The sequence below is a fragment of the Bradyrhizobium sp. LA6.8 genome (assembly GCF_040547935.1).
Taxonomy (GTDB): Bacteria; Pseudomonadota; Alphaproteobacteria; order Rhizobiales; family Xanthobacteraceae; genus Bradyrhizobium; species Bradyrhizobium barranii.
Map to the genome: position 1 here is coordinate 67,994 of NZ_JBEPQQ010000001.1, position 20,287 is coordinate 88,280.

The window sequence follows — 20,287 nt, forward strand, 5'->3', positions numbered from 1 at the left end:
TGCGTCGTAAAGTCGCTTTCCCTCCAGTATTTGCCAGTATTTAGGCGGCGCGTGCGGCTTTCTTCTGCAAACCGGCGGCAATCTTCAGGTCTTCGACAAAGCGCTGATATTCCAGCACTTTGGCTTCCGGATCGGGCAGTCGCAGCAGATAGGACGGGTGCACTGTCACCAGCGCCTTGCGCCCGTCGGGCAGGTCTATGAGCCGGCCACGGGTCTTGCCGATCGGGGTGATCTTGCCGAACACGCTCTGCGCGGCGGTGGCGCCCATTGCCACAATGAGCTCGGGCTGGATTACCGAAACTTCCCGCTCGTACCATTGCCGGCACGCCCGGATCTCCGGCGTCGCCGGCTTCTGGTGCAGACGGATCTTTCCGCGCGGCACGAATTTGAAGTGCTTGACCGCGTTGGTGACGTAGACCTTGTTGCGGTCGACGCCGGCTTCCTGAAGCGCACGGTCGAGCATCTGGCCGGCCGGGCCGACGAAGGGGTGGCCGGCGAGGTCTTCCTTGTCGCCGGGCTGCTCGCCGACCAGCATGATGGTCGCATCTCTCGGGCCCTCGCCGAACACGGTCTGCGTCGCGTCCTTGTAGAGCGGGCAGGCGCGGCAATGCGCGGCCTCCTCGCGGAGCGCTTCGAGATCGTCGGCAGCCAGCTTGCGTGGCATCGGAGCCTCCGGCCGCTTCTGGGGCTTGTGCGGATCGGTTGCAGCATTGGCGATCATGGCGCCGGTCATGCGCTCGGCATCCTCGATCAAGGGCTTAATGATCGACGCCTCGGGCAGGTTCCTCCAATATTTCTTCGGCATCTCCGTCTGCATTGCCTTCACCTTCAGCCGCGCCGGATTGAAGATGCTGGCGTAGTAGCGCCGCCAGGTTTCCTCGAGCCGGTCTTCGCCGGGTGCTTCGTTCTTGCTCACGCCCGACGTGAACGAGAGCGCGTGGCCATCCCAATGCGCACACAGATCGGGTGTCAGGATCGACCAGGGCATGTCGGCGAAGCGCTTGGCGAAGAACGGTGCGGCGAGCTCGACGATGTAATGCTCCGGCTCGAACCAGGCGACGTAATGCGCCGCGCGTTCGCGGCCGAACTCGCGGAATCGCACGAAGGCATGCATCTTGTGCTCGTCGCGATGAACCGCTCGTGCCATCGCCGTGACTTGCGCGACATCGGGATCGGTCGCGACCTCGATGAGATCGTGATTGTCCTTCAAGCGCCAGAGCAGGCGATAGAGGATCGCAAAGCGCTCGCCGTCGCGATGCAGGATCGCGGCCTTGGCGAGATCGACGAATTTTGCCGAGACATTGAAGGTGCCGTCGTTCACCTCAAGTATCGGAGACGGCGCGGGCGGTGCGAACAGCTCGGCTTCGCCGCCTTGCACGGTCCAGGTGACATCGGTTGGCGGCACATGATGAAGCACGAGGCTGCGTGCGGCTTTGCGCCAGCCGTCGAAATCGGTTTGATTGTCGAGGGTGATGTACTGCATCAGAAGCCAAACCCCAATTGTGTTGCCTTCGGCTTGAACCGTTCGATCAGCCGCGCCTCGTCGAGGCGATGCGGCGCGGGGCGGTGATCGCTGAGGACGATGAAAGGCAGCGCCTTGTTGCGGGGCACGTGCAGCCGCGCGAGATCGGAGAGGCGGATCGTGGTGGTGCGCCGCGTCGCGATGATGCGTTCGACCGCCTTGGTGCCGAAGCCCGGCACGCGCAGCAACTCCTCGCGGCTGGCACGGTTGACGTCGAGCGGGAAGCGGTCGCGATGGCGCAGCGCCCAGGCGAGCTTCGGATCGATGTCGAGCGGCAGCATCGCGCTGTCATCAACGATCTCCGCAACGTCGAAACCGTAGAACCGCATCAGCCAGTCGGCCTGGTAAAGCCGGTGCTCGCGCAGCAGCGGCGGCTGTACCAGAGGCAAAGCGCGGCTGGCATCGGGGATCGGGCTGAAGGCGGAGTAATAGACGCGCCGCAGCCTGTAGGAGCCGTAGAGATTGGCGCTGGTGTGGAGAATGGTGTGATCAGAGGCCGTGTCGGCGCCGACGATCATCTGTGTGCTCTGTCCGGCGGGTGCGAAGCGCTGCGGCCTGGCCTTCGTCTTTGTGCTGCGGTTTTCCTCGGCCTCGTCGAGCTTCAGCCGCAGCCGGCCCATGGTGCGGCGGATCGCGCGGACGTCCTTCTCCGGCGCGTATTGCTGCAGGCTCGTCTCCTCAGGCATCTCGATGTTGATGGAGAGGCGATCGGCATATTTGCCGGCTTCCGCGATCAGCGCGTCGTCGGCCTCGGGAATGGTCTTGAGATGGATGTAGCCGCGAAAGTGATGCTCCTCGCGCAGTTTGCGCGCGACGCTGACCACCTGCTCCATGGTGTAGTCGGGGCTGCGGATGATGCCGGAGGAGAGAAACAGGCCCTCGATGTAATTGCGCCGGTAGAAGTCGAGCGTGAGCTTGACCACCTCGTCGATGGTGAAGCGGGCACGCGGCACGTTGGAGGAGGCGCGGTTGACGCAATAAAGGCAGTCGTAATTGCAGGCGTTGGTCAGGAGCACTTTGAGCAGCGAGATGCAGCGTCCGTCCGGCGCGTAGGAATGGCAGATGCCCATGCCCGGCGCGGTCGAGCCCATGCCCTTGCCATCGCTGGAATCCCGCTTCTCGGTACCGCTGGAGGCGCACGACGCGTCGTATTTGGCGGCATCAGCCAGAATCTCCAGCTTGCGTTGTACGTCCATCGTGGAATCCCTTTGATTCAGCTTACGAATCCGGATGAGCACCAATTCGATTGACTCCCCGGCCGCTGTTAGCTTTATATTAGAACATATCATGAACAAATGAGCCAGCCGCAGGTTCTTATTTTTGAGAACCTCGGCAATCACCTCTGAAGGAGCGGCGTATATGAGCGGCGCACGGATGAACGCGCTTGCGACCTTGCGCGGCCAGATCGAGCGCATCGAGACGGCGGAGGTCGTGCATCAGCACGATCGCGTCGCGCTCGGCCACGGCGAGGTCGACAGCGCGCTGAAGGGCGGGCTCGCGCGCGCGGTGATCCACGAGGTGTTTTGCGAGGGCCGGCAGGGAACCGCTGCGACGGGTTTTGTCATGGGGCTTGCGGGGCGTGTCTCGCGGCGCCGGCCGCTGCTGTGGGTGCGGCAGGATTTTTCGGAACTCGAGACCGGCGCGCTGTCGATGAGCGGGCTTGCCGAGATCGGTCTCGATCCGCGCCGCGTGGTGATGGTGCGCGCCGCCGATGTCGAGAGCGCGTTGCGGACCTCGGCCGATGCGCTCGCCTGCGACGCGCTCGGCGCCGTCGTGCTCGAGCTCTGGGGTGAGACGCGGCAGTTCGATCTCGTGGCGAGCCGCAAGCTGACACTGGCCGCGCAAGGCTCCGGTGTCACCGGCCTGATGTTGCGGATGGCCGCGCAGCCGCTGCCCTCGACCGCGGAGACGCGATGGATGCTGCGCGCGGCGCATTCGCCGCCGGGCCCGGCATGGAGTGCCTGGGGCTCGCCGCGCTTCGATGCGGAGCTCTTGCGCAATCGTCATGGCCCGTGCGGCCGGTGGATCATGGAATGGAAATGTGATGAGTGCCAGTTCAGTGAACCGTCGGCGTATCCTCAGCCTGTGGCTGCCGCGCCTGCCCATCGATCGGATTCAGCGGTTCTTCGGCGCGCTGGGTAAGGCCAATGATCCGAGCATCGTTGTCATCAAGGACAACAATGCGCTGGTGATCCATGCGCTCAATGAAGCCGCCGAGCGCCTCGGCTTGCACATCGGCCAGCCCCTGGCCAATGCACGGGCGATGTGTCCGGACTTGAAAGTGTTCGACGCCGATGTCGTGGCCGATGCGAAGACGCTCAGCGACGTCGCCGACTGGTGCGACCGCTTCACGCCGCTGGTGGCGCTCGATCCGCCGCACGGGCTGTTTCTGGACATCACCGGCTGCGCGCATCTGTTCGGCGGCGAGGCTGCGTTGTTGCAGACCTTCGTCCGCGCGCTCGCCCGTCAGGGTTTTGCCGTCAGCGCGGCGATCGCCGGCACCTCGGTCTGCGCGCGCACGCTGACGCGGCAGGCCTCCGGCACCATCGTCGCCGATGGCGGGGAGGCGGCGGCGATCAGCCGGCTGCCGGTGTCCGCGCTCGGTGCGGGCGAGGCCATCACCACTGGTCTGCGCCGCGCCGGCCTGAAAACCATCGGCGATGTCGCCTCGCGCGAGCCGCATGAGATCACGGCGCGGTTCGGCGCGCGGTTCTCGACGCTGCTCGCGCATGCGCAGGGGCATGGCGATGCCCCGATCAATCCGCGCAAACCGCTGCCGGATTACATCGTGGAGAAGCGCTTTGCCGAACCGATCGCCACCGACACCATGATCGCGATGACGCTGTCGCGGCTGGCCGATACGCTGATCGCGTCGATGGAGAAACAGGGCAAAGGTGCGCGGCGCCTGGAAGCCGCCTTCTTTCGCACCGACGGCGTGGTGCGCGCGATCATGGTCGAGACCGGGCGGCCGGTGACGCAAAGCAAAGTCATCGACCGGCTGTTTCGCGAACGTCTCGATGCGCTCGCCGATCCGCTGGATCCCGGCTTTGGTTTCGACATGGTGCGGCTGTCGGCGAGCCGCACCGAGATCGTGGTGCAGGAGCAGCGCGATCTCGACGCCCATGTCCACGACAATGACGAGCTCGCCGCGCTGATCGACCGCATCGCCGCGCGGATCGGCGGAAAGCGCGTCGTCGTGCATTTGCCTGAGGATACCCATATCCCCGAATGTGCGGTGCTGGCCGCGCCTGCCCAGCACCATCTCGCCGCGGCCATGCAGGCCGAATGGCCGGCGCGCGCCGAGAGCGAGCCGCCGCTGCGCCCCCTGCGGCTGTTCGACAGACCGGAGCCGATCAAGGTGCCGTTCGCGACCGTGCCCGACGGCCCGCCGCATCAGTTCACCTGGCGCCGCGCGCTGCATGCGGTGGTGCGGGTGGAAGGGCCCGAGCGCATCGCGATGGAATGGTGGCGGCAGGACGGCAAGCAATTGACGCGGGATTATTTCCGCATCGAGGATGCCGAAGGCCTGCGCTTCTGGATCTTTCGCGACGGTCTTTACGAAGGAGAGGTGTTCGACGACGAAGGCAAACCCATTCCTCCCAACTGGTATGTGCACGGCCTCTTCGCATGACCACGCCCGCTTATGCCGAGATCGGCATCACCACCAACTTCTCCTTCCTGCGCGGCGGCTCGGATCCGCGCGCCTATGTGCATCAGGCGAGCATCCTCGGCATTCCCGTGATCGGCATCGCCGACCACAACACGCTCGCCGGCGTGGTGCGCGCCTACAAGGAGCTCGACAATGACAAGGTGCTGTACAAGCCGAAATTGCTGATCGGCGCGCGCATCGTCTTCATCGACGGCACGCCCGACATTTTGGTCTATCCGCGTGACCGCGCCGCCTATGGCCGGCTGTGCCAGCTCCTCACCAGGGGCAAGCGCGGCGACGACATCACGCGGATCGAGAAGGGCGAATGCCATCTCACTTTTGCCGACCTTCTTGAGTTTTCCGAGGGCCAGCTCCTGGTCCTGACGCTGCCGCATCGCTTCGAGCCCGCGCAGGCGCTGGATGTTCTCGCCAAGCTTAAGGACAGCCGCGCCGAGGGCGTGTGGCTGGCGGCGAGCCTGGTCTATCGCGGCGACGACCGCCGCCGCCTGGCGCGGCTCGATGATCTCGCCGCCAAGGCAAACGTGCCGCTGCTCGCGACCAACGAGGTGCTCTATCACGATCCCGGCCGCCGTCCGCTTCAGGACGTGCTGACCTGCATCCGGGAAAAGACCACGATCGAGGCGGTCGGACGGAAGCTCGAAGCCAATGCCGAGCGCTTCCTGAAGACGCCACGCGAAATGTCGCGGCTGTTCCGAGATTTTCCCGAGGCGATCGCGGAGACCATGCGCTTTGCGGGCAAGATCGATTTCACGCTCGACCAGCTCAAATACCAGTATCCGGACGAGCCGGTGCCGCGAGGCAAGACCGCACAAGGGCATCTGGAGGATCTGACCTGGGCGGGCGTGCAGACATATTTCGGCGGCAACATCGATGACAAGCTTCGCGCGACCCTGAAGAAAGAGCTCGCGCTGATCGCAGAGCTGAAATACGCGCACTACTTCCTCACCGTGCACGACATCGTGCATTATGCGCGCAGCCAGAACATCCTGTGCCAGGGGCGGGGATCGGCGGCGAACTCAGCGGTCTGCTACGTGCTCGGCATCACCTCCGTTAATCCGACCAGCGTCGATCTCCTGTTCGAGCGCTTCATCTCCAAGGAGCGGCTGGAGCCGCCTGACATCGACGTCGATTTCGAGCATTCGCGGCGCGAGGAGGTGATGCAATATGTCTATCGCCGCTACGGCCGCCACCGCGCCGCGATCATCGCCACCGTGATCCATTACCGTCCACGCAGCGCCATCCGCGACGTCGGCAAGGCGCTGGGCCTGACCGAGGACGTCACCGCCGCGCTCGCCGACACCGTCTGGGGAAGCTGGGGCAAGGGCCTCAACGACATGCAGGTCAGGCAGGCCGGGCTCGATCCCAACAATCCCATGATCAACCTCGCGGTCGAGCTTGCGACCGAGCTGATCGAATTCCCGCGCCATCTCTCCCAGCATGTCGGCGGCTATGTGCTCACCCAGGACCGGCTCGACACCTATGTGCCGATCGGCAACGCCGCGATGGACGACCGCACCTTCATCGAGTGGGACAAGGACGACGTCGACGCGCTCAACATGATGAAGGTCGACGTGCTCGCGCTGGGCATGCTGACCTGCATCCGGAAATGTTTTGATTTGATCGACGAGCACAAGGGACAGCGCTGGGTGCTGGCGAGTGTCCCGCAGGACGATCCCAAGGTTTACGACATGCTGTGTGCGGGGGAATCGCTCGGCGTGTTCCAGGTCGAGAGCCGCGCGCAGATGAACATGCTGCCGCGCCTGAAGCCGCGGACCTTCTACGACCTTGTCATCGAAGTCGCGATCGTGCGGCCGGGGCCAATCCAGGGCGACATGGTGCATCCCTATTTGCGACGGCGTAACGGGATCGAGAAAGTGACCTATCCCTCGCCATCGCCCGAGCATGGTCCCGCGGATGAGCTCTACAAGGTGCTGCACAAGACGAAGGGCGTGCCGCTGTTTCAGGAGCAGGCCATGCGAATCGCGATCGAAGCAGCAAAGTTCACCTCCGAGGAGGCTAACGGCCTGCGCCGCTCGATGGCGACCTTCCGCAATGTCGGCACCATCGGCCAATACGAGGAGAAGCTGATCGGCAACATGGTCGCGCGCGGCTACGATCCCAACTTCGCCAGAAGCTGCTTTGACCAGATCAAGGGCTTTGGCTCCTACGGTTTTCCAGAGAGCCATGCCGCGAGCTTCGCGCAGCTCGTCTACATCTCCTCATGGCTGAAGCATCATCATCCTGACGCGTTCTGTTGCGGCCTGCTGAACTCGCAGCCCATGGGCTTTTACGCGCCAGCGCAGATCGTCGGCGACGCCCGCAAGAATGGCGTCGAGGTACGCGACATCGACGTATCCTACAGCTTTGCGCAGAACACGCTGGAGGAGGGGAGCGGCAAATACTGCGCCGTGCGCCTCGGCTTCCGCCAGATCGATGGTTTTCACTGGCTCGATCCCGATGAGGAGTTCCTCAAAGAGGAGCAGGCGAAACGGCAACGCAAGGTATATGTCACTCAGAAAGACTGGGCCGACCTTATCATCGACGCCCGCAACAGCGGTCCCTTCACCTCGCTTGAAGACTTCGCCCGCGACACCGGCCTGCCCAAGCGGGCGCTGATCCTGCTCGCGGACGCCGACGCGTTCCGCTCACTCGGCCTCGATCGCCGCGAGGCGCTGTGGCAGGTGCGGCGGCTGCCCGACGACGTGCCGCTGCCGCTGTTCGAAGCCGCGACCGCGCGCGAGCAGCCGGACGAGCACGCAAAACCATTGCCGGAGATGCCGCGGGCCGAGCAGGTGGTCGCGGACTACCAGACCATCCGGCTATCGCTGAAGGGCCATCCGATGGAGTTTTTGCGCGAGATGTTTTCGCGCGAGCGTGTGGTGGCCTGCAGGGACGTCAGCCATGAGAACGAGCGGCGCCGCGTCCGCTGCGCCGGCGTGGTGCTGGTGCGGCAGCGGCCGGGCAGCGCCAGCGGCGTCGTGTTCATGACGCTGGAGGACGAGACCGGCATCGCCAATGTCGTGGTGTGGCCCAAGATCATGGAGCAGTACCGCAAGGAGGTGATGGGCGCGCGCCTCATCCTGGTCGAGGGCTATATCCAGAGCAGCCCCGAAAAGGTGACGCATCTCATCGCCCAGCGCATGGTCGACCGCTCGCACGATCTGGTCGGTCTTGCCAACGACGCGCTGAGCCGCAAGCATCCGGTGCCGGCAGGCGCCGACCTGATCGAGCCCCTCAACGACGATCCCCGCGCCCACGCGGATATGCCGGCGCAAAAAATCCGCCACCCCCGCAACGTCCGCATCCTGCCGCCATCGCGGGATTTTCATTGAGGGTGTGACGCAGAATGTCGCCACACCGTCATTGCGAGCGCAGCGAAGCAATCCAGACTGCCGCCCGCGGAAAGACTCTGGATTGCTTCGCTGCGCTCGCAATGACGAGCTTGTTGAACCGGGCCGTGTCACACTCTCGGTGTCATACCCCGCGACCCGGCTACGCCAAGGCTTCGCCGGGGCTGAGGTCCAGGGCCGCCGAAGCTTTAGCGTAGGCGGCAAGCGGGGTATCCAGTACGCTGCGGCCCCTCGGCACTAGCCGAGCCGTCTCTGGAATACTGGGTCGCCCGGTCAAGCCGGGCGACGACAGCGTACCCGCTCTAAAAATTCACCCGGTTCGAGATCGCGCCGTCCACGACGAGATTGGAGCCCGTGGTGAACCCCGACACCGGGCTTGCCAGAAACACCGCCGCGCTTGCGATCTCCTGCGGCGTTGCCATGCGGCCCGTCGGGTTGCGCTTCATCGCGTCGTTGTAGCGCTCCGGCATCTTCTGCTCGATCACGTTCCAGACGCCGCCCTTGAAATAGACGGTGCCGGGCGACACCACGTTGACGCGGATCTTCTTCTTGGCGTATTGCCGCGCCAATCCCTTGGCCATGTGGATCAGCGCCGCCTTGATCGGGCCGTAGGAGCTGGCGAGATCGGCCTGCGCCGCCGAAATCGAGGAGATGATGACGAAGGCGGCATCGCCGCTCTTTTCGCCGCTGGTCTCGAGGAACGGCCGCGCGGCGTCGAACGCATGCACGGCGCCGAGCACGTCGAGCCGGAAGTTCTGCTCCCAGGATGCTGCATCGTGGCCCTGCGCCATCGCGCCGGCATTGGCGAACAGCAGGTCGACGCCGCCGAGCTCCTTTGCCGCGGTCTCGATCCAGGATTTCAGCGCCGCGCCGTCGGTGACGTCGACCGGTCCGCCGCTGGCGCGGATTCCGCTTGCCTTGAGTTCAGTGACGGTCGCCCCAACCTGATCCGCGTTGCGCGCGCACACCGCGACGTTGGCGCCTTCACCGGCCAGCGTCGCCGCAATCGCCCGCCCGATGCCGCGCGTGCCGCCGAGGACGATGGCGTTCTTGCCTTTGAGACCGAGATCCATTGTTTGGTTTTCCTTTTTGTTGATGCAAAGAGTGTAGCCGTTTCAGGAGACATGCTGAACTCTCCAATTCGTCATTGCGAGCGTAGCGAAGCAATCCAGAAAGGCATCTGCCGAGACAGTCTGGATTGCTTCGTCGCAAGGGCTCCTCGCAATGACGACGCGGAGAGGCGGTTCCCTCACTCCGGTGCCGCCCCCACCGGCGGGCCGCCGGGCGGGCGGTGCAGGAAGGTCAGCGAGACGTAGGCGCCGGCCCACGAGCCGATCGCCGCGAAAGCGACATAGAACGGGTTTTCGGTGTAGCTGATCACGGCGTAGGAGGAGAGCAGGTACCAGACCGCGCTCCAGTTCGCCGCCGGCACGCGCTTGCGCGCGATCACGGCCGAGGTGAACATGACATAGACTGCGTCGGTGGCCGCCGTTGCGATGAACACGGCGCCTGCGGTGAGGGGATCTACGGCGGCCATTGCATTCCTTTCTGCGATCATGACATGGTCGCGAAAACTACAGCATGATCCAGAAAATGCGCAGCGGATTTCCGAAAGGATCATGCTTAAATCTGAAAGAGAGAGAAGCGGTCATGCAAAGCCCCGCCGATATTCTTAGGGATCTCTGGACCTCCATCGGCGGCGACAAGGCCGCGCTCGAACGCGTCCGGCTGACCGGCGAGGAGCCGCAGATTCCGTCCTCGTTTCGCGTCGCCGTCGCCGGACAGACGACGATCGCCGCCGCCGGTCTTGCCGCCGCCGAAATCTGGAGACTGCGCAGCGGGGAGACGCAGGACGTCTCCGTCGACATGCGCCACGCCGTCGCCGAATGCCGTTCGGAGCGTTATTTGCGCCTCGACGACAAGCCGCCGCCGCCAGCCTGGGACGCCATCGCCGGCGTCTACAAAACCGGCGACAACCGCTTCGTCCGTTGCCACACCAATTTCCCGCATCATCGCGACGCCGTCTGCAACGTGCTCGGCTGCGAGCCCGAGCGCGACAAGGTTCAGGCCGCATTGATGCAATGGAAGGGCGAGGATTTTGAAACTGCGGCCTATGCCGCGGGCGGCGTCGTCGCCCTGATGCGTTCCTACGACGAATGGTCCGCGCTGCCGCAGGCGCGCGCGCTCGCCGAACTGCCGCTGGTCTCGATCGAGAAGATCGGCGAGGCCCCGCCAAAGCCGTGGCCGCAGGGATTGTCGAACGGCGATCGTCCGCTTTCCGGCCTGCGCGTGCTCGATCTCTCGCGCGTCATCGCGGGCCCCGTTGCCGGCCGCACGCTCGCCGCGCACGGCGCGGATGTGCTGCTCGTCTCGGGGCCGGAGCTGCCAGCCATTCCCTGGCTCACCATCGACACCGGCCGCGGCAAGCTCACCGCGTTGGTCGAGCTGAAGAGCGAGGCGGGCAGGGCGCAGCTGCGCGAGCTGGTGAAGGGCGCGGACATCTTTTCGCAAGGCTATCGCCCGCGAGCGCTCGCAGCCCTCGGGTTCGCGCCGGAGGATGCAGCGAACATCAATCCCGGCATCGTCTATGTCACGCTGTCGGCCTATGGCCATGCCGGCCCCTGGGCGGAGCGGCGCGGTTTCGATTCACTGGTGCAGACCACGACGGGCTTCAACCACGCCGAGGGGCAGGCCGCGGGCATCGACGGTCCCAAGGAATTGCCGGCACAGATGCTCGACCATGCCACCGGCTATCTGATGGCGTTCGGTGCGATGATGGCCAAGGCGCGCCAGGCCCGCGAGGGCGGGAGCTGGCACGTGCGCGTGTCGCTGGCGCAGACCGGACGCTGGCTGTGGAATCTCGGCCGGCTCGATGGCGGCCTGGATACCCCGGATCTTACGGGCGAGGCCGTACATGCTGCATTCATCGAGCCCATGCCATCTGGCTTCGGCACGTTGAAGGCGGTGCGCCATTCTGCGCTGCTGTCGACCACGCCGGCGCGATGGAGCCGCCCGGCGATGCCGCTCGGCAGTCATCCGCCACAGTGGCCGGCTTGAAACTGACGTGAAGCTGACGCGATGCAATATTTTAACGCAAACGGAAAGCTGGCTGGCGTTTTTTAGGTTGTTTGAAATCCCAATTCAGCACTATTAGCGCGACCGATAAGGCAGGCGTCTGCCGAGATCGTCGCAGACTTGACCGGGCCCCATGGTAGTTGAAAATACCAAGCGATTGCAGGTGTTTACAAAACAACGGGTGATCACATCCGTAGTTTTACTGGCACTCGCCTGCGCCGGTGCCTATGGCTTCCTGCGTGCGGGGGCCAAGGAAAAGAGCCACTCCGAGGTCTCCAGCCAGTCGCGCAGGAATGCGCAGAATTTCACGCCGACGCCGTCCGAGTGGGCGACGCTGACGATCGAGCCGGTCAAGGCCAAGACCTTCCGGGCCGAATATGTCACCGAGGGCAAGGTCGCGGTCGATGAGGATCGCTCGACGCCGGTGTTCTCGCCCTATGCGGGCCGGGTGACCAAGTTGCTCGCCAAGCCGGGCGAGATGCTGAAGCAAGGTCAACCGCTGTTCACGATCGAGGCCGCCGACACCGTGCAGGCCCAGAACGATTTCATCGCTGCGATGACCTCGCAGAACAAGGCGAAGTCTGCGATCGATCTTGCCGACATCCAGTTCAGGCGCGCCAAGGACCTCTATGAGGGCCGCGCCATTCCGCTGAAGGACTATCAGCAGGCCGAAACGACCCAGGTCCAGGCGCAGAACGACGTGCGCTCCTCGGGGACGGCGCTGGAAGCCGCGCGCAACAAGCTGCGCATCCTCGGCTTCACCGACGAGACCATCAAGGCATTCCAGGACAAGGGCGTCATCGATCGGGAGATCACGATCTATTCGCCGATCTCCGGCACCGTCGTGCAGCGCAAGATCGGTCCGGGCCAGTACGTCAATTCCGGCGCCAGCGATCCGGTGTTCGTGATCGGCGACCTCTCCACGGTCTGGCTCACCGCCTTCGTGCGCGAGAGCGATGCGGCCGCCGTCTGCATCGGCCAGGACATCAGCGTCAACGTGATGGCGCTGCCGGGCCACCCCCTGACCGCCAAGATCAACTACGTCGCCGCCGCCATCGATCCCAACACGCGCCGCCTGCTGGTTCGCGCGACCATCGACAACAAGGACGGCCTGCTCAAGCCGGAGATGTTTGCCAACGTCACGATCTATTCGGCCGGCGACCGTGCCGCGCCGGCGGTGCCGAAGCAGGCGCTGATCTACGAGGCCGACAAGGTCCGCATCTGGGTCGCGCGCGAGGACAAGTCGGTCGAGCTGCGCCAGATCAAGACCGGCCTCATCAATGGCAATTTCGTCGAGGTCACCAGCAATCTGAAGCCAGGCGAGCAGGTTGTCACCAAGGGCAGCCTGTTCATCGACCGCGCGGCGTCCGGTAGCTGATCGACGACCCAAGAAAATTGAAGACCTGAATGGATCGTCTCGTCGCCCTTGCCGTCAACCGGCGCTTCCTGATGGTCGGGATGTTCTTCGCCGTGCTGATCGGCGGCCTGATCGCGTTCAACCAGCTCAACATCGAGGCCTATCCCGATCCGACGCCGCCGATGGTCGACATCGTGACGCAGAGCCCGGGCCTGTCGGCGGAAGAGATCGAGCGCTACATCACGATTCCAATCGAGACCCAGGTCGCGGGTCTGAAGAACCTCACGACGATCCGCACCATCTCGCTATACGGCCTCTCCGACATCAAGCTCCAGTTCTCCTTCGCCTACACCTATGACGAGGCGCAGCAGCAGGTCTTGAACCGCCTGGCGCAGCTCGCGCCGCTGCCTGGCAATGTGCAGCCGCAGATCTCGCCGCTCAGCCCGATCGGCGAAATCTTCCGCTACCGCCTCGTCGGTCCGCCGAACTACAGCGTGCTCGATCTCAAGACCATCCAGGACTGGATTCTGCAGCGCCGCTTCCGCGCCGTGCCCGGCGTCATCGACGTCACCGGCTGGGGCGGCAAGAGCAAGACCTACGAGCTCCAGGTCGATTTCAACAAGCTGGTCGCCAACGGCCTGACACTGCCGCAATTGCTCCAGGCGGTCAGCAACTCCAACGTCAATGTCGGCGGCAACACCGTCAATATCGGCCAGCAATCGGCCGTGGTACGCGGCGTCGGCCTGATCCGTTCGATCGACGACCTCGCCAACACCATGGTCTCGCAGACCAACGGCAATCCGGTGCTGGTCAAGGACGTCGCCACCGTCACTGTCGGCCAAAAACCCCGTCTCGGCATTGCCGGCATCGACGATTCCGACGACATCGTGCAGGGCATCGTCCTGATGCGCCGCGGTGAGCAAAGCTCGCCAACCATCAAGCGCGTCCACCAGCTCGTTCAAACCATCAACAACTCCAGCATCCTGCCGCCCGGCGTGCGCATCGAGCGCATCTACGATCGCGGGGACCTGATCGAACTCACCACCCACACCGTGTTGCACAACATGGTGGTCGGCATCCTGCTCATCGTACTGTTGCAGTGGATGTTCCTCGGCGATCTCCGCAGCGCGCTGATCGTCGGCGCCACCATTCCGTTCGCGCTGTTCTTCGCCGTGATCATCCTGGTGCTACGCGGGGAATCCGCGAATCTGCTGTCGGTCGGCGCGATCGATTTCGGCCTCATCGTCGACGCCACCGTCATCATGGTGGAAGCGATCTTCCGCCGCCTGACGCAGACCACGCCGGTGTCGGAATCCGAGCAGATGTCGCCCGAGACGCTGTTCGGCATGAAGAGCCACGCCATCCTCAGCGCCGCCGCCGACGTGTCGCGCTCGATCTTCTTTGCCGCCGCCATCATCATCGCGGCGTTCCTGCCGTTGTTCACGCTGTCCGGCGTCGAGGGCAACATCTTCGGGCCGATGGCGCGCACCTATGCCTATGCGCTCGCCGGCGGGCTGCTCGCGACCTTCACGGTTACCCCGGCGCTGTCCGCGATCATTCTGCCTGCGCATCTCGAGGAGACCGAGACGAGGGTCATGCGGATCCTGCACCGGATCTACATGCCGGTGCTGAATTGGGCCGTCGCCAACCGCGGCATCATGCTCGGCGGCGCGGTCGGTCTCGTGCTGATGACGGTGGCGCTCAGCCGCCTGCTCGGCCTCGAATTCCTGCCCAAGCTGGAAGAGGGCAATCTCTGGATCCGCGCCACGCTGCCGCCGACCATCTCGCTCCAGGAAGGCAACACCTACGTCAACGAGATGCGCAAGCTGATCCGTGCCCGGCCCGAGGTGGAATCCGTGGTGTCGCAGCATGGCCGCCCCGATGACGGCACCGACGCTGCCGGCTTCTTCAACGCCGAGTTCTTCGCCCCCCTCAAGCCCGCAAGCCAATGGCCGGGAACGCACGACAAGGAAGAGTTGACCGCGCAGCTGTTGAAGCAGCTCGACGATCGCTTCCCCGGCGTCGAATTCAACTTCTCGCAATATCTCCAGGACAACGTCTCCGAAGCCGTCTCGGGCGTGAAGGGCGAGAACTCGATCAAGCTGTTCGGCAGCGATCTCCAGGCGCTCACCGACACCGCCAACAAGATCAAGTCGGTGCTGGCGACCGTGCAAGGCGTCACCGACCTTGCGGTGTTCACCTCGCTCGGGCAGCCGACCATTCAGATTGACATCGACCGTGCCAAGGCCGCGCGCTATGGGCTCGCGCCCGGCGACATCAACGCCACCATCAAGGTCGCGATCGGCGGCGATACCGCGGGCGATCTCTACGAGCCGGGCTCCGATCGTCACTTCCCGATCATCGTCCGCCTCGCGCCGGAATATCGCAGGAGCGCCGAGGCGATCCAGAATTTGCGCATCGGCGCGCCTGGCCCCAACGGCACCGTCACGCAGATTCCCCTGAGCGAGGTCGCCACCATCAGCCTCGTCTCCGGTGCCGCCTACATCTATCGCGAGCAGCAGGAACGCTATCTGCCGATCAAGTTCTCGGTGCGCGAGCGCGACCTCGGCAGCGCGATCCGCGAGGCGCAACAGAAGGTCGCCGAGCAGGTGCAGCTGCCGCCCGGCTCGCACATGGACTGGGTCGGCGAGTTCGGCAATCTCCAGGACGCCATCCGCCGGCTGTCGATCGTGGTGCCGATCTCGCTGACGCTGATCGGCGTGCTGCTCTGGTTCAATTTCGGCTCGATGACCGACACGCTGCTTGCCATGAGCGTGATCCCGATGGCGATCTTCGGCGGCGTGCTCGGTCTCTTGATCACCGGCACCGCCTTCAGCGTCTCCGCCGCGATCGGATTCATCGCGCTGTTCGGCATCGCGGTCATGGACGGCATCATCATCCTGTCGCAGTTCAACCAGCTCATCGAAGAGGGCATGGACCGCGTGAGCGCGGTGATACGCACCGGCGAGTTGCAGCTCCGGCCGGTGCTGATGACCTGCGTCGTTGCCGGCGTCGGCCTGCTGCCGGCGGCGCTGTCGGAAGGCATCGGCTCGCAGGTGCAGAAGCCGCTCGCCGTCGTCGTCGTCACCGGCATGATGCTCGCGCCGGTCGTGATCCTGGTGACCTTGCCGGTCCTGATTTCCTTCTTCTCCCGCCGCGCGCGCTGATCGCAGGCGGCCGCCGCGGCTCAGAATCCGTAGAGTCGCGCCGGATTGTCGACCAGGATCTTCTTGCGCACCTCCGCATCCGGCGCCCACACGGGAAGCTGGTTGAGGAGCCGGCCGTCTTCGATCTGATAGAAGGGCGCGATGTCGGTGGGCTTGCGTCCCTCGACGGGGCTGGAATCCGGATGCGGCCAGTCGGTGCCCCAGACGATGCGGTCCGGGTTCGCCGCGATCAGCGCGCGGGCATAGGGCACCATGTCCTGATAGTCGGGCGCGAGGTTCGACGAGCGATAGGCTCCCGAGATCTTCACATAGGCCTTGCCGGATTTGACGAGCGCGATCAGGTCGGAGAATCCCGGCTGCTCCAGTCCGAGCGACGCCTCGAGGCCGCCGAAATGGTCGAACACGACCGGCACGGGCGAAGCCAGCACGAGCTCCTTGATCGCCGAGATCATCGGCAGCGTGGTGTAGAGCTGCACGTGCCAGCCGCGCGCCTTCATGCGCTCGGCGGCGGCCGAGAAACGCGCGCGGCCGACATTCGGATCGCTGACGCCGCCGGTGGCGAGATTGATGCGACTGCCGCGAAAACCGTCCGCCTGCATCGCGTCGAGCTGGGCCTCCGTCGTCTTGTCGTCGATCACGGCGACCCCGCGCGCTGTCGCGCCGCGCGCCTTCATGCCGAACAAGGTGGAGGAGTTGTCGGTGCCGTAGACGCTCGGCGTCACGATCACCACGCGCTCGATATGCAGCGCCTTGTGCAGCGCCGCCATTTCCTCGGGGCTTGCCGGTTCCGGCGTATAGACGCGCCCGGCGAAGAACGGAAACTTTTCGACGTCACCATGGATGTGCGTGTGGCAGTCGCAGGCATGGGCCGGAACGTCGAAATCGACCGGCGTCGCGGGCTGCGCCGCACGGGCGTGAGCTTTGTTGGTCATGGCTACTCCGGCGGCAAGGGAGGCAAGCAGGACGCTGCGTCGGTTGAGCATGGTTCTCTCCCTGCTTCGTTATTTTTGAGGTGGGACCGGAACAATATCACATCAGCCGGGTAACCGCTCCGCTTCGCTGCATAGCTGCTCGACAAGATCCGCAAGCCGGCGTGAGCCGTCGATGCGCACGACCGGGCAGGGCAGGACCGCGAGCCAGGCTTCATCTTTTGTGAGCCTGCGGCCCTCGCGATCGCCGGCTTCGTAGCGCGAGGCCCATTCGACGAACGACTCCGTCTCCTCATGACGCCAGCCACCCTGTGCGACGGCATCAGCTCCGAAATGCGTAGCCTCGCGGCCGCGCAGGCGCTGCAAGCGAAGCTCGCGCGGCGTCGTCACAAAGACGACAAGATCGAAGAACGGGACGATCTCGTCGCCCCAGCCGGTGACGGTTCCGCTCAGCACCCAGTCGCGGCGCGGCAGAAACATCTCGCGCATCAGGCGCAGGCGCTCCGCGGCGGGGCGCGTCGTCTGGTAGGGCGGCACGGTCGGCAGCCAGAAATAATCGTCGCTGTCGTGATGCGGCAGCGCAAGCCGGCCGGCGAGTGCGCGACCGATCGTCGTCACGCCGGAGCCCGAAGCTCCCATCAGATGGATGCGGCAGCTCTTCATCGGCATCAGGCCAGACGATTTGAAACTACTGCCCCGACGGCGTGCGCAGGCCGTGCCAGGCGTCGCGGACCTGCTGGTAATGCACCTCGGGCAGATAGTCCGGCGTGTTGAGGCTGAGCGTTTTGACGTCGAGATGGCCGACGGCGCTGAGCAGCGTGTATGAGGCGATCACACGGTCGCGCAGGGCGCCGATCAGGCGGGCCTTGGCCTGGATCAGATCGGCCTGCGAGTTCAGCACGTCGACCGTCGTGCGCTGCCCGCCGGCGGCCTCGCGCTGCACGCCCTGGAGCGCGACGGTCGCCGCCTTCACCTCCGACTCGGACGCGGAGACCGTGATCTTGGCGCCCTCATTGGCGACCCAGGCGCTGGTCGCCGCCGTGCGCGCCTGGTTGCGGACCTGGTCGAGTACGAGCCGGCTCTGCGCCGTGATCTCCTTGGCCTGTCGGGTCTGTGCGGCGGCCTGGCCGCCGTCGTAGATCGGCGCGGTGACGTTGGCGACGATCGAGGCCTGGTCTTCGGCGATGGTGCTCAGCGTCGGGTCGTTGCTGCGGCTCTTGCTGGCACTGCCCTGGAGACTGGCGCTCGGCAGCAGCGCGCCCTCGGCGACGCGGATGTTGGTCGAGGCGACATCGACGTCGAAGCCCGCCGCCATCACCGCTGGATGCTGGCGGATCGCCGTCGTCAGAGCATCCTCGCGGCTCTTCGGCAGATAGCGGTCGACAACTTCGGCGGGCCGAAGCTGCGATGGCGCATTGCCGATCACCTGCGCGTATACCGCCTGGCTCACCGCCAGCGCGACTTCCGCGGCGTTGAGATCGGCGAGCCCCCGGCTGAGCCGCGCCTCGGCCTGGGCGCTGTCGGTCGGCGTGACGTCGCCGGCGTTGAGGCGGCGCTGAGTGACGGCGAGCGTCTCGCGCAGGAACGCGACGTTGGAGCGTTGCGCCTCGACCAGTGACTGGTTGGCCAGCACGTTGGTGTAGGCGGTGACCGCGTCGAGCAGCACGCCTTGGCCGACATTGCGCAGAGCCTCGCGGCCGGACTGCACCTGAAGTTCCGCAGCGCGGACGCTGTTGGCGGTGCGGAACCCGTTGAACAGGGTCTGCGTCACGGTGACGCCGATGATCCACGGCTTCAGATTGGCGGTCTGGATCGTGTTGTCGGGCAGCAAATTGCGCACCGATTGCAGGCCGGCGCTGAGGCTTGCCACGATCTGCGGCCGGTAGCCTGCGAGCGCCTGCGGCACGTTTTCATCCGTGGCGCGTTGCCGCGCGCGCTCGGCATTGAGCTGCGGGTTGGTCTGGTAGGCCTTGGCGAGCGCCTCCGGCAGGGCTTCCGCCCATGCGGCGGAGGGCAGGGCGCAACAGAGCGCCAGCGTGGTCCATGTCGCAAGCACAGGACCCACGCCCGATCGATGCCGCGTCATCACGCGACCAACTCTGGCGGCACGCCCAATCATGTAATCCTGCTAAACCCCGGCTGTCCGCCCCCGCCGACGGTGGCCTCTTAACTGTTTAACCAGCCGGGGTCCCGCAGGCAAACTGCCGCGGGGAAAACCCCCATCTATTCCGTGCTTGTTGCAGGTGCGTCACAGGGTTTCTGCACCAGGGCGGCGAAGCCTTACACCAGCCTGACCGCTCGCGGGCATTACCGGTTCTTGTTGACAGGCTTGCGCTTCTCGATGAACGCCGCCATGCCCTCGGAGCGGTCCTCCAGCGCGAAGGTCGCGTGAAACAGGTTGCGCTCGACGCTCATGCCTTCGGCGAGCGTGGTCTCGAAGGCGCGGTTGACCGCTTCCTTGGCCATGGCGACGGCGGGCCGCGACATCGATGCGATCTTCTCGGCGGCTTCCATGACCTCGTCCATGAGCCTGTCGGCGGGCACGATGCGGCTGACGAGGCCTGAGCGCTCCGCTTCCGCCGCATCCATCATGCGGCCGGTGAGGCAGAGGTCCATCGCCTTCGACTTGCCGATCGCGCGGGTCAGGCGCTGGGTGCCGCCGATGCCGGGAATGGTGCCGAGCGTGATTTCGGGCTGCCCGAACCTGGCGGTGTCGGCGGCGATGATGAAGTCGCACATCATGGCGAGCTCGCAGCCGCCGCCGAGCGCATAGCCCGCGACCGCGGCGATGGTCGGCTTGCGGCAGCGCGCGACGCGGTCGCCGCCGATCGCGGCGAAATCCTCGGAGAACATGTCGATGAAGCCTTTCGGCTGCATCTCCTTGATGTCGGCGCCGGCGGCAAAGGCCTTCTCGCTGCCCGTCACGACGATGCAGCCGATGGCGTCATCGGCCTCGAGATCGTCGACGGCCGCGGCGATCTCGCGGAACACGCCGAAGGAGAGCGCATTGAGCATCTTCGGCCGGTTCAGTTTGATGATGCCGACCGCGCCTTTGCTCTCGACGATGATGTGTTCGAACGTACTCATGCTCCACCCACGCGTTTGATTGGGCGGGCAATGTGCCCGCTGGCGCGGTGGGCTTCAAGGGCCGAAAAGCTGTCGGAACGAGGCCGTCCGGAACGCGCGGCGAGACGCGCGTTCCGGACGAGGTCCCTCA

14 protein-coding genes are annotated in these 20,287 nt (G+C 65.1%); 6 read left to right on the forward strand and 8 right to left on the reverse strand.

What is annotated here, in order from left to right; translation table 11 throughout:
• Positions 1–40: 40 nt before the first annotated feature.
• Together ABIA90_RS00290 and ABIA90_RS00295 are read right to left on the reverse strand one after the other, a co-directional pair.
• Positions 41–1,483: a UdgX family uracil-DNA binding protein gene (locus ABIA90_RS00290; RefSeq protein ID WP_354116876.1), complete on the reverse strand. Its 1,443-nt coding sequence runs from the start codon at positions 1,481–1,483 to the stop codon at positions 41–43.
• Positions 1,483–2,718, reverse strand: coding sequence for a putative DNA modification/repair radical SAM protein (locus ABIA90_RS00295; RefSeq protein WP_208085722.1), 1,236 nt, complete (start codon positions 2,716–2,718; stop codon positions 1,483–1,485). The genes ABIA90_RS00290 and ABIA90_RS00295 overlap by 1 nt, the downstream gene beginning before the upstream one ends.
• Positions 2,719–2,881: 163 nt before the next feature.
• Between ABIA90_RS00295 and ABIA90_RS00300 the strand changes: the two genes are divergently transcribed.
• The 3 genes from ABIA90_RS00300 to ABIA90_RS00310 are packed head-to-tail and all read left to right on the forward strand — an operon-like array spanning position 2,882 to position 8,524.
• Positions 2,882–3,664, forward strand: coding sequence for an ImuA family protein (locus tag ABIA90_RS00300; RefSeq protein ID WP_354116877.1), 783 nt, complete (start codon positions 2,882–2,884; stop codon positions 3,662–3,664).
• Positions 3,567–5,153 carry a Y-family DNA polymerase gene (locus ABIA90_RS00305; RefSeq protein WP_354116878.1) on the forward strand — a complete coding sequence of 529 codons (1,587 nt, stop codon included), beginning with the start codon at positions 3,567–3,569 and terminating at the stop codon, positions 5,151–5,153. Before ABIA90_RS00300 ends, ABIA90_RS00305 begins: the two co-directional genes overlap by 98 nt.
• Complete coding sequence (locus ABIA90_RS00310) at positions 5,150–8,524, forward strand: error-prone DNA polymerase (RefSeq protein ID WP_354116879.1); 3,375 nt, start codon at positions 5,150–5,152, stop codon at positions 8,522–8,524. The genes ABIA90_RS00305 and ABIA90_RS00310 overlap by 4 nt, the downstream gene beginning before the upstream one ends.
• A gap of 320 nt (positions 8,525–8,844) precedes the next feature.
• Here the strand turns inward: ABIA90_RS00310 and ABIA90_RS00315 are convergent, their stop codons facing one another.
• On the reverse strand, positions 8,845–9,615 hold the full coding sequence (locus tag ABIA90_RS00315) for an SDR family NAD(P)-dependent oxidoreductase (RefSeq protein ID WP_354116880.1): 771 nt from the start codon (positions 9,613–9,615) through the stop codon (positions 8,845–8,847).
• 176 nt (positions 9,616–9,791) lie between these two features.
• Positions 9,792–10,079, reverse strand: a complete 288-nt coding sequence (locus ABIA90_RS00320; protein WP_085403970.1) for a hypothetical protein — start codon at positions 10,077–10,079, stop codon at positions 9,792–9,794.
• 113 nt (positions 10,080–10,192) lie between these two features.
• On the opposite strand from ABIA90_RS00320, the gene ABIA90_RS00325 reads away from it, so the two are divergent.
• The 3 genes from ABIA90_RS00325 to ABIA90_RS00335 all read left to right on the forward strand — a co-directional run bounded on the left by ABIA90_RS00325 (position 10,193) and on the right by ABIA90_RS00335 (position 16,141).
• Positions 10,193–11,599, forward strand: a complete 1,407-nt coding sequence (locus tag ABIA90_RS00325; RefSeq protein ID WP_354116881.1) for a CoA transferase — start codon at positions 10,193–10,195, stop codon at positions 11,597–11,599.
• Positions 11,600–11,750: 151 nt separating this feature from the next.
• Positions 11,751–12,995, forward strand: coding sequence for an efflux RND transporter periplasmic adaptor subunit (locus ABIA90_RS00330; protein ID WP_166098692.1), 1,245 nt, complete (start codon positions 11,751–11,753; stop codon positions 12,993–12,995).
• A 29-nt stretch (positions 12,996–13,024) separates the two neighbouring features.
• Positions 13,025–16,141 (forward strand): efflux RND transporter permease subunit, encoded by a 3,117-nt coding sequence (locus ABIA90_RS00335; RefSeq protein WP_354116882.1) that lies wholly within the window; start codon positions 13,025–13,027, stop codon positions 16,139–16,141.
• A gap of 20 nt (positions 16,142–16,161) precedes the next feature.
• On the opposite strand, the gene ABIA90_RS00340 is transcribed toward ABIA90_RS00335, so the two are convergent.
• From ABIA90_RS00340 to ABIA90_RS00355, 4 genes are all read right to left on the reverse strand, one after another.
• Positions 16,162–17,124, reverse strand: coding sequence for an amidohydrolase family protein (locus tag ABIA90_RS00340; protein ID WP_247308324.1), 963 nt, complete (start codon positions 17,122–17,124; stop codon positions 16,162–16,164).
• A 51-nt stretch (positions 17,125–17,175) separates the two neighbouring features.
• Positions 17,176–17,733, reverse strand: a complete 558-nt coding sequence (locus ABIA90_RS00345) for a P-loop NTPase family protein (protein ID WP_354117603.1) — start codon at positions 17,731–17,733, stop codon at positions 17,176–17,178.
• A gap of 25 nt (positions 17,734–17,758) precedes the next feature.
• Positions 17,759–19,189 (reverse strand): TolC family outer membrane protein, encoded by a 1,431-nt coding sequence (locus ABIA90_RS00350; protein WP_094184354.1) that lies wholly within the window; start codon positions 19,187–19,189, stop codon positions 17,759–17,761.
• A gap of 188 nt (positions 19,190–19,377) precedes the next feature.
• Entirely contained in the window at positions 19,378–20,157 is a 780-nt protein-coding gene (locus tag ABIA90_RS00355) for an enoyl-CoA hydratase (RefSeq protein ID WP_354116883.1), read from the reverse strand.
• Positions 20,158–20,287 lie beyond the last annotated feature (130 nt).